The following is an 11,191-nucleotide window of genomic DNA, read 5'->3' as shown; positions in this document are numbered from 1 at the left end:
GGAAAATCAAAAACAGAAAACTTTTGAAAAACTCTTAAATATCGAAAGAACAGATCCATTTTCAGGCGGTGATTTAATTGAAGTTTTTAAGCAATATGTAGAATCTAAAGATGAGCGTTTACTTTTCCCACTTCTGCTTCATAATAAAGAAGATGTATTTAACATGGGATATCTACTCTCACTTTTGGCTTTCAATGACTTGTTTAATTATAAATATAATATTAAGAAATATGATTTTTATGATTACACTGATTCTAACGAGAATCCACAAAAAGATTTGTGTGTTAATTTTGTTTTAGATAATCCCCTTCCAACTAATATTTCTTATAATATTAGTGGCATATCATTAATAATAAAAGAAAACGTTGGTGAACTTACTGTTAATGTTTTAAATGGTACTTACAAATATTTTTATTCAAATTATAAAGATTACTATTATCTTACTGCCGAAGATGTTGCCGTCCATAAAAGTGTTGCCCACTATGTTGACACAAAATACCGCAAGCAGGCTACTGCTTCCACATGTTACGAAAAGCACACAGGAGAATTTCTTCCGGTAAAAGATTCTACTGATTTTAAATATTTATTTAAAGAAGAATATAAAGATAAATATCAGTTTATAAAAGCTGATTCAATTAATGATGAAACCATTAAAGTTTATGTTAATTCCATTATTGATTTCATCAAAGTTAAACCTAAATAATTTATTTTTTAAGCTTAAATTGTTTTTTCAAAATTTGTCAAAAAAACAACAACTTACCAGTTTATATTTTTTATATTTCCACATAATAGTAGTGTAACAAATATTCAATTGAAAGTTAGTTACTATTAAACAAAAATGTGGAGGTGTATTATGAGTAACACAAATAACGTTAATGTTCCAGAAGCAAAGAGTGCAATGAACAGATTTAAAATGGAGTGTGCATCAGAAGTTGGTGTACAGCTTACAGATGGTTACAATGGTAACTTAACATCAGCTCAGGCTGGTTCTGTTGGTGGCCAGATGGTTAAAAAGATGATTGAAGCTCAGGAAAAACAGATGAGCGGAAAATAATCGGATTTTAACGCTGTTAAAATTCAATTAAATAATAGACTTTTCTATTATTAAAAAGAGAGACTGCTAATTGTATGTTAAAGATTTTTCTAAACTATACAATTCTCAGTCTCTCACTTTTTACTTCTGAAATTTATTTACAATTTCTTTAAACTTCATGCTGTTTGAAGCCTTAATTAAAACTGTATCGCCTGTTTTGATAATGTCATCCATCTGTTCAAGAAATTCTTCCTTTGTCTCAAAATGAAGACATTGACCTGCACCAGCAAGCGCCCCCTTATGTATTTCTTTTGCAAGTTCACCGATAGTAATTACCAGATCAATTTTTAACTGACCTGCAGTTTCTCCAACCTCTCTATGAAGTTCAAGCTCTTTAGCTCCAAGTTCAAACATGTTACCAAGAATAGCAACTTTTCTACCTGTTGCGTGAGATAAAACTTCAAGACTTGCTTTCATTGACATTGGATTAGCATTGTAGCAATCATCAATTACTGTAACTCCATTTACTTCGAACATATTGTTTCTGCCACCTATGGCTTTTAACTTTCTAATACCTTTGTCAATTTCATCAAAACTCATACCAAAATGAACGCCTATACATGTTGCCGCCATGGCATTGTAAAGCATATGGTAGCCCGGTATTGGAATTACTGTTTCAAACTTATGACCAAAATAATTAATAACAGCCTTTGTACCCATTACTCCTATTTGCTCATATTCATCTATAGATACATTTTGTTTTGTTTCAACACCAAAGAAAACAGGTTTGCTTCCTTTTACTTCCTTAACATTGATAAGTTTGTCATCATCACCATTTAAAACAACAAAAGGATTTTCCTGTGCGTAATCAAACATTTCTGTTTTAGCCTTAAACACACCATCTCTGTCACCTAAATTTTCAAGATGACATGTGCCAATATTTGTAATTACACAAACATCAGGTTTAGATACTTTTGCAAGTCTGTGCATTTCCTCAAAATCACTAATACCCATTTCGATTACAGCAATTTCGTGGTTATCACGAATTTTAAGAACTGTAAGGGGTTCTCCAATTTCATTATTATAATTTCCTTCTGTTTTTAAAACACTGAACTTTTCAGACAATACAGAAGCGATAATTTCCTTTGTACTTGTTTTACCAACACTGCCTGTTATACCAATAACTTTACAGTCAAGCTGTTCTCTGTAAAACTCAGCAATATCCTTTAAAGCCTGTGCTGTTGATTCAACCAAAATATATGGTCCGTTAACATTATCAAGTTTCTTTTCGCTTAAACTGCAAATTGCCCCTTTTTCAAAACACTGATTAATAAAATCATGACCGTCTACTCTTGCCCCTGCAAAAGGCACATAAAGAAAGCCATCCTCAATTAATCTGCTGTCTTTTTCCACACCTGTAATTATATTGCTCTTTAAACTTTCATCGCCAATGTATTCACCATTACAGGCTTTAGCGATATTTTCCAATGTCATATTTTTCATTTTCATGTTTAATTCCTATTTCTTTCTGTAAAATTATTTCTTATACAATTTATCTTATATGCATGCTATTTGTATTAAGTAATGAAATTATCTTTGTTTAGTTATATTTTTTAATAATATATTTTTTTGTTTACTAATGTTTCTTAGATAACTGCCTTAATTTACTGATATTTCTTAAGTGAAATATTAATTAAGTTATCGCATAAAGTTGGATAATCAATTCCAATTGCTCTTGCTTCATCAGGAATAAGACTTGTTGCAGTCATACCCGGTAATGTATTTACTTCCAAACAGAACATATTGCCATCCTTATCCATCATTACATCTGCTCTTGAATAGGCTTCACAGCCAATGGCATCACAGGCACCTTCTGCAACTTTCTGCATTTTCTTTGTTAATTCTTCATCAAGCTTTGCAGGACATACATGAGTTGTAGCACCTTCTTTATATTTATTTTCGTAGTCATACCAACCTTCATTTGGAATAATTTCAACAATAGGATATGCCATGCCATCAACTACACCAATTGAGAATTCTCTTCCTTCAATAAAGTCTTCTACCAAAATCTGATTATCATATTTAAAGCACTCTTCTACGGCGCTATCATATTCAGAAGCTTCTTTGACCAAAACAACACCTACGCTTGAACCACCGTTACATGCTTTTACAACAACAGGTGCTTTCATACCATGTGCCTCTAAAGATGTGTCTTCACCTTTTTTAATCCATACACTTTTAGCTGTTGGGACTCCTTTTGCAATAAAAATCTGTTTTGTAACAGCCTTATCCATACCAATTGCAGACGCAAGTGCACCTGAACCTGTATATTTAATTCCGTGTAAATCTAATGTTGCCTGACATTTTCCATCTTCTCCGTTTTTTCCATGTAAAGCAAGAAATACAATATCAGCCTTAGCGCAAATTTCCAATACATTTTCTCCAAAGAAAGATTTTCTGATTTTCTCTTCTTCCTTTACTTTTGAAGATAAACTTCTAATATGGTCTCTTTCTGCTATTACATCATATTCTTTCTCTGATTTTTCAAATATTGAAAGATCCTTGTTTCCAAAAAATGCATCTAATAAAATTGCGTTATGACCTTTTTCTCTTAAAGCTCCGCAAACATTATAACCTGAGTTAATTGATACTTCTCTTTCTGTACTATTTCCACCACATAAAACTACAATATTCATATTAAATCGTATGTAAAACATACGCTCCTTTCTATATATTAATAATACCAGTATCCTGATATTTTAAAATTTCTTTTTCTTCGTCTGTTACTTCCACCTGATTATTTTCTATTAAATCAGCAGCCTGTGCCGCCTCTTTTAAAACTTTGGCATCATTCATAATGTCTCCGATTTTAAATTCAAAATCACCACTTTGTCTTACACCAAAGAAATCACCGGGACCTCTAAGTTTTAAATCTTCACTTGCTATATAAAAACCATCATTTGACCTATTTAATATATCAAGTCTGTTGCTGGCGTCTTTCTTGCCTGAACCATTAATAAAAATACAATAAGACTGATGTTTTCCTCTACCAACACGACCTCTTAACTGATGAAGCTGTGCCAAACCAAATCTCTCAGCATTTTCTACCATCATTACCGTAGCGTTTGGAACATTAACACCAACCTCAACTACCGTTGTTGAAACCAGAATTTGAATTTTATTTTCGGCAAATAGATTCATTTTTTCATTCTTCTCTGCCGGTTTCATTCGACCATGTAAAAAGTCTACTTTTACAGAGGGTGGCATGACAGCCTGTAACTTTTTGGCATATTCAATAACGTTTTCCCCTTCCACAGCCTCGCTGTACTCAACAGTAGGACAAATAACATACGCCTGTCTACCCGCGGCAATTTGCTTCTCAATAAAATCATAGGCTCTTGGTCTATAATCAGTACCTACAACGCAGTTTGCAATAGGCTTTCTTCCACTTGGCAATTGGTCGATTATTGATATGTCCAAATCACCATACATAATAATTGCCAAGGTTCTTGGAATTGGAGTTGCACTCATTACCATTGTATGAGGGTAATCTCCTTTTTCTGCTATTGTTTCTCTTTGTTTTACACCAAATCTATGTTGCTCATCTGTTACCACCAATGCAAGATTTCTGTATTTTACCTTGTCCTGAATAAGGGCATGTGTACCTATAATTATGTTGGCATAACCTGTTTCAATAGCCTCATAAGCCTCACGCTTTTCTTTTACCTTCATTGAGCCAACCAAAATTACAACTTTCAGGTTAAGGTTATTCTTCTTAATTAATTCACAAATATCTTCATAATGCTGTCTTGCAAGAACTTCAGTTGGTGCCATTAAAACACCCTGCTCACCATTTAACGCAGCAGTTAATAGCCCTAAAATAGCAACGATTGTTTTACCTGAACCAACATCACCCTGAACTAATCTGTTCATAACCTTCTCAGAAGCCATATCATTTTTTATTTCATTCCAGGTTTTCATCTGGGCATCAGTTAATGTAAAATCCAAATTATTAATGACCTGTTTAATTTCTTTTGGTTCCTTCAAAACATGATGATTTGAAACAAAACTGTTATTTTCTTTTAGTTCTCTTAATGTAACAATAAATCTGAAAAATTCTTCAAAAACAAGTCTTTTTCTTGCAATCTGAAAATCCTCGTTATTGACTGGAAAATGTATCTTCTTAATTGCTTCCTGACAATTAATTAAATCAAATTTTTCTCTAATAGATTTTGGAATATATTCCTTTTTCTCAACAAGAGAAAATGCCTGTTTAACCGCCTTAATAACTATATTGTTTGTAAGCCCTGAAACTAAAGGATACACCGGTTGCATTTTGCCCATTTTCTTTTGATACTGAGCTTTCGTAAATGTTTTCGGCTGATCAATAACGTAACTGCCTCTGCTCTCATGTATAAATCCTCTAAATATTAAAATATCACCATTATGTATAGTATTTTTAATATATGGAGCATTAAACCATGTTGCCTTAATTCCGTTACCTTCTAAATCCCTTATATAAGCCTCTACAATTTGAAGATTTCTAACTCGCCTTAAAGAAATCTCCCTAACAACTGTTCCAAGTACAGCCTGAGTTCTATTTTCTTCAAGATTTCTAACTAAAACAGGCTCCTCATAGGTATCGTAATATCTTGGATAATAATCAAGTAAATCCTCTACTTTTTCAATGCCTGCTCTGTTCAATGTTTTTTCAGTTTTTTCGCCAATACCTTTTAATTGTTTTAATTCCATAAAGAAAACCTCAATAGCTTTTTTGCCATGTTTAATTATACTTAACTGATAGGGAGAAATCAACCTCTTCCTGATGCAAGCATCATTCTTTCAACGCGAACTCCTTTCTTATAGGAAATGAACTTTTTCTTTAGAAAAACTTCATTTCCTATAAGCGACGTTGCATTAGCTGAAATGCCCGCCTATAAATCAAAAACAACACACAGTCTCTTGTGCTAGCACAAGCGATGTCACACGAACGCTTTCTTATAGAAAATATATTTTTCTGTGAAAAATTATATTTTCTATAAGCGGCGTGCATTCCTTAAATGCACGCCTATAAACCAAAAACAACACACAGTCTCTTGTGCTAGCACAAGCGATGTCACGCGAACGCTTTCTTATAGAAAATATATTTTTCTGTGAAAAATTATATTTTCTATAAGCGACGTTGCATTTTTCAAATGAACGTCGCCAAAATAAAACAGAAGCAACCTCTTCCTGATGCAAGCATCATTCTGGGATTGCTTCTGTTTTATTTTAAGCGTTCGCTTGAAATAATTGCCTTCGCTTAGTTGTTGATTAATTTGCCGCTTTCGTCATTCCAACTGTAAAGTTTTCTGATTTCTTCTCCAACTTTTTCTGATGGATGTTCTGAAGCTAACTTTCTCATTGCCTTGAAGTGTACCTGACGGCCTGCTGGTGACATGTCAAGTAAGAATTCTTTTGCGAATGTTCCGTCCTGAATGTCTGAAAGAACTTTCTTCATTGCTTTCTTTGTATCTTCTGTTACAATCTTTGGTCCTGTTATGTAATCACCGTATTCTGCTGTGTTTGAGATTGAGTATCTCATTCCTGCAAATCCTGACTGGTAAATTAAGTCTACGATTAATTTCATTTCGTGGATACATTCGAAGTATGCGTTTCTTGGATCATATCCTGCTTCACATAATGTTTCGAATCCTGCCTGCATTAATGCACATACACCACCACAAAGTACAGCCTGTTCTCCGAATAAGTCTGTTTCTGTTTCTGTTCTGAATGTTGTTTCAAGAACTCCGGCTCTTGCTCCGCCAATTCCTAATGCGTATGCTAATGCCATGTCTAATGCTTTACCTGTTGCATCCTGTTCTACTGCTACTAAACAAGGTGTTCCTTTTCCTTCCTGATATTCTGAACGTACTGTATGACCAGGTGCCTTTGGTGCTACCATTGTTACGTCTACATCCTTTGGTGGATTGATGCATCCAAAGTGAATGTTAAATCCATGTGCGAACATTAACATGTTTCCTGCTTCAAGGTTTGGTTCAATGTCCTTCTTGTACATGTCTGCCTGTAGTTCGTCATTTATAAGTATCATTATAATGTCTGCCTGCTTTGCAGCTTCTGCAGCTGTGTATACCTTAAATCCCTGCTTTTCTGCCTTTGCCCATGACTTACTTCCTTCATATAATCCGATGATTACGTCACATCCTGATTCTTTTAAGTTTAATGCATGTGCATGTCCCTGGCTACCATAACCGATGATTGCAATCTTCTTTCCATCTAATAATGATAAGTTGCAATCTTCCTGATAAAAAATTCTTGCTTCTGACATAATAATAAAACCTCCTATTTATCTTTGTCTATGTTGGTATTATATTCCTTTAGTTGTCTTATGTCAATAACGTTGTCTGCTCTCTTTGTAATTTCCCCAATTTATTTATTTATTGTCTAATCCCAAACGCTCTATTGCATGAATAATATGAACCTTCATTGCGTTTTTTGCGCCCTCAGGATTTCTGTTTTTCATAAAATCTGTTATTAATTTATGATCAGACAAAATTTCTTCCATTTCCAAATTTTCATGTTCATAAATGTAAACACCTTTTTGGATTGACTGTTGTAAGACAGGCTCCAGTTGATTTATAAATTCATTATGTGTAGCTTTTGCTATGGAGCAATGGAATGCCTTTTCTTCTTCTTCATAATCGATGCCTTTTCTAATAAGCTTTTCAATTTTTTCAGAAATAGACAGTATTCTTTCAATCTCTTTTTCTGTTGCTCTTAATGTTGCATAATATGCTACTTCAGGTTCGAAAATCAAACGCATTTCATATAAATCATTTAAACCTACCTTCGCTGTTGAACCTACTTCCAAACCTTTAAATGTATATTGCTTAAAATCTTCTTTAACAAATGTTCCTTTTCCTCTTTTTATTTCTAAAACATTTGCTGTTACTAAAATTCTAATGGCTTCCCTTAATGTGATTCTGCTTACGCCTAACTGCTCAGATAATTCCATTTCATTTGGCAACTTATCGCCTGGATTATATTTCTTTTCTACTGTTATCATAGACAAAATCACATCAGCAATGTCATCTGATAGTCTTTTGCTCTTTGCCATTTATATCACCTCTAATATGTTGCTTTTAGAGTTGATTATAGCACACTGTTTTAACTTTGGCTAATAAAAAAGTATCAGTCATCTATTTTAAACGAATTTTCCATCTAAAATATCTGACTGACACTTTTATTATTTACTGTGAATTATTTAGCTATGATTTCCTTTCAATCCTTCAGTTTAACTAAACTATAACCTGTTATTGAATTGGTAATCAAGCACTGAATATATATTTTTTATTATTCACAATTTATTATTTAACTCTAATTTTCTTACTATACTTACCGTAATAATACTTCTTACCAACTTTCTTGTAAGCACGAACTCTTATATAACCCTTAGGCATTTTCTTTGTTCTCTTAACTGTTACTTTTAATTTCTTTGTTTTCTTTGTAACAGTATTTTTCTTCTTGAAGTTACTCTTTGTTGAGTATGAAACTTCATAACCTGTTGCCCCAAGAACCTTTGATAGCTTTAATGTAGCTTTTTTCTTAGTAATTTTTTTCTTTGCTACTTTTGCTTTAGCTGGTCTGATCTTTAATGTAAATGTTGTAGACTCTCTGTATGCATTTATACCTGTAATAGTAATTTTTCCATTACCGATATTTTTGTTGTTAGTGTATTTAACAGTATAATCAACACCGTTTCTTAACTTCAAGCCATCAACAGTTACTACAACCTTAGGAGTAATATTCTTTCCTGTGTAAGTTTTTGTATAAACTCTTTGCATATTTGAATCATAATCAAAATCTCCTGAAATCTGAATATGGTTCTCATAGATTCCTTTTCTTGCTTTTTCATAAGTTTTATCTAACTGTGCTTTTCCATTTACATAAGATAAAACCTTACACATGTTACCACTTCCGTAAACTCCGTAGCCTGCTTTGTTAATAGCGTAATCAATACCGCCATTACCGACTAAACTATATGTACAAACATTTGTAAATTTAACATTTGCAGTATTTGGACATTCAACAGCTGACTTCAAGTAACACTGTGCTTTCTGATAACAAGAGTAAATACCAATACCATAGCCTTCATGGCTTGTTACATTGCTATTTACCTTGTAATCTGCATATCCATATGTACCAGGTGCATTCCATACACTCTGGCTTGTAATATCGTATGGTAATTCACTTTGATACATATAACATTTTCCACCGTTACCATTCCATACAGTCTGGTATTTCTGGAAATGCTCAACCATTAATCCATAAGTTGTAATGTTATCACCATTGAAGATTACACCTGTATCTGCAGTATTCTTGTCCCACGCTACGCCTGCACCATGGTCAGCTCTCCAAATCCAGAAGTTATCACCGATAACATTATTGCTGTTAATTACAACACAATTTGTTGTTTTACCTGGTGTGCTGTCAGCTCCACCAACTCTATAGAAAGTATCAATTAAGCAAATTGGATTATCAGAATTATCATTAGTATTCTTTTCTGTACCAACTGTTAATAAAGTACTTGATTTCTTACTTCCTGCATCAAATAAAACACCTGCAACCTTAACGCCTTTAACGTCAGCAATAGTCATACACTGATTTCCTTTAGTTGGTTTGAGAGTTGCATAACCAAGACCTAATACAACTGTATTTTCATTTGTAATTGTAATAGGTTCACTGATTTCATAAATACCAGGTGTTAAAATTAAATTCTTTCCGTCTTTAATTTCACCATTAATTTTTGCTGCTGTATCACCAGGTTTTGCAACATAAAATTTATCTAAGCCAATTGTTTCACCTTTGATTTCATCTCCATCCCATGAAACACCTGTTGCATCCTTGCGTAACTCAGGAACAAATACTCCATATTCACCGTTTTTGTCAACAGTTAAGAATGGTTTTTCCTGAACTTCCGGAGTCTTTGTAACTTTTGTGTAAGCTAAATATGGCCATTCACCATCAGGACCGTTTTTAACTTCTGCGTTTGTATCAAGTAATGGCTTAACTTCACAACCAACGAAAACATAGTTCCAAACGCTTCCATCCCACCTGTTCATTTCAACGTTTCTTGATAACCATTGCTGCTGTGAGCCACCTGCTACACCAGCTTCTGCAACTACATCTTTTCCTGTTTTACGGTCTTTATATGTGTACTTTCTACCTGCGATTTTTGAATCTGCAAGAAAGCCACCACTGGCATATCCACCTTCATGATGTAAGTTTAAATTGCCTTTAATATTCATTCTTCTCATTGATGTTGCCTGAGAAACAGCCCACATTGTTGTCTGATTTGTAGTTGTTAAGTTTTCAACAGATCTCCAGAAATTACATAAAGCATTGTAATTAACTGAACCATCATATTTCTTGCCCTTCATCCATTCAGCTTTACATGTAATATTGCCTAAAGTTGTATCTTTGGGTGATATTCCCATACCTGCAACCTGTGTGTAAAAACCTACATTAACATTAAGATTGTCGCTGTATGTTCCAGGTGCAAACATCATTGCATATCTGTCAGAAATAAACTGACCTGCCTCTGTTGTCTTATAAACGTTATCAATATATTTTTGAACTTCTGTTGTATTATCAGTGTCCTCGAATATTGCTGTGTTATATCCAAATGTCTTAATTTCATAAGATGTTGGATTAGACAAAGTATATTCTTTTCCATCTTTTACAAATGAAACCTTGTAATATTCACCATTATAATCTTTGTCATTGTAACTTGCATCAGAAGATGTTCCTACTTTTTCATATTTGGCAAATCTACTGCTTGCCTTGTAAATATTATAAGAACCACCATCTAATTTGTTCCATGTAATTGTACATGAACCGTCATCATTTTTTACAAATTTCAAATTTGAAATAGTTGTAACATTAGTTGCTCCGCTAACCGGCATAACCGTTACACTTGTTAATACTAATGCCATAACTAAAACAAACGAAATTACATTTTTCTTAATTTTGTTCATTCTCTTCGCTCCTTTTTCCGAAATTTAAAGTTATTTTATCATAATAGTTTTACTATTCCAAATAAAAAAACGTTTTTAAACAATGTGTACAAATAATGTTTTTTATATTATTAAAAATCAC

At 33.3% G+C, this 11,191-nt stretch carries 8 protein-coding genes; 2 read left to right on the top strand and 6 right to left on the bottom strand.

The genetic code is table 11. From position 1 onward, the window contains the following. Positions 1-703, top strand: a 703-nt coding sequence (locus tag ACZM4J_RS10775) for a ribonuclease H-like domain-containing protein (protein WP_489486136.1), incomplete at its 5' end; no start/stop codon positions are given. A gap of 150 nt (positions 704-853) precedes the next feature. Continuing rightward, a complete protein-coding gene (locus ACZM4J_RS10770) occupies positions 854-1,054 on the top strand; it encodes an alpha/beta-type small acid-soluble spore protein (RefSeq protein WP_022165783.1) in 201 nt (66 codons plus the stop codon). 120 nt (positions 1,055-1,174) lie between these two features. Here ACZM4J_RS10770 and ACZM4J_RS10765 read toward each other — a convergent pair whose 3' ends face one another. From ACZM4J_RS10765 to ACZM4J_RS10740, 6 genes are all read right to left on the bottom strand, one after another. Further along, a complete protein-coding gene (locus ACZM4J_RS10765) occupies positions 1,175-2,542 on the bottom strand; it encodes a UDP-N-acetylmuramoyl-tripeptide--D-alanyl-D-alanine ligase (protein WP_428244641.1) in 1,368 nt (455 codons plus the stop codon). 155 nt (positions 2,543-2,697) lie between these two features. Beyond that, complete coding sequence (locus tag ACZM4J_RS10760) at positions 2,698-3,750, bottom strand: D-alanine--D-alanine ligase family protein (RefSeq protein WP_022165782.1); 1,053 nt, start codon at positions 3,748-3,750, stop codon at positions 2,698-2,700. 10 nt (positions 3,751-3,760) lie between these two features. After that, positions 3,761-5,800, bottom strand: a complete 2,040-nt coding sequence (recG, locus tag ACZM4J_RS10755; RefSeq protein WP_489486137.1) for an ATP-dependent DNA helicase RecG — start codon at positions 5,798-5,800, stop codon at positions 3,761-3,763. Between the two features lie 535 nt (positions 5,801-6,335). Then, a complete protein-coding gene (gene ilvC, locus ACZM4J_RS10750) occupies positions 6,336-7,361 on the bottom strand; it encodes a ketol-acid reductoisomerase (RefSeq protein ID WP_301956466.1) in 1,026 nt (341 codons plus the stop codon). 105 nt (positions 7,362-7,466) lie between these two features. Then, entirely contained in the window at positions 7,467-8,150 is a 684-nt protein-coding gene (locus tag ACZM4J_RS10745; protein ID WP_022164500.1) for a FadR/GntR family transcriptional regulator, read from the bottom strand. Between the two features lie 250 nt (positions 8,151-8,400). After that, positions 8,401-11,070, bottom strand: a complete 2,670-nt coding sequence (locus tag ACZM4J_RS10740) for a hypothetical protein (RefSeq protein ID WP_428244638.1) — start codon at positions 11,068-11,070, stop codon at positions 8,401-8,403. Between the last annotated feature and the right edge of the window lie 121 nt (positions 11,071-11,191).

Source organism: Eubacterium sp. (assembly GCF_057858645.1).
Note: the sequence above shows the minus strand (reverse complement) of the source record. Positions and strands in the feature narration are given on the sequence as shown.